We start from the raw sequence: 256 nt of genomic DNA on the forward strand, positions 1-256 counted from the left end.
TTGTGTTTTTTTTGTGTTGCGGCCCGGGGGTGTTTTTTTGGGGGTTGTGGTTTCGGGCTTTTTTTTTTTTTATACTGGTTCTTTTTTTTGTGGTTTGTGGTGGGGGTGTTTTTTTTTTTTTTTTTTTTTTTTTTGGGGGATTCACGGGTGGCGGGGCTTTTTTTTTTTTTTTGTTTTTTTTGGTGGTTTTTTTTTTTTTTATAAGTATTTTGGGGCATTTGTTAGTAACTTTTTTGTTTTGGGTTTGTGTTTTTGT

1 protein-coding gene is annotated in these 256 nt (G+C 33.2%); it reads right to left on the reverse strand.

Features of this window, described 5'->3' with window-relative positions:
* Positions 1 to 218 (reverse strand): hypothetical protein (locus ACFLIT_RS17865; RefSeq protein ID WP_479912619.1); only part of this gene is annotated, 218 nt, incomplete at its 3' end.
* Positions 219 to 256: the final 38 nt, after the last annotated feature.

The organism is Caulobacter sp. HJHS_5, assembly GCF_056683955.1.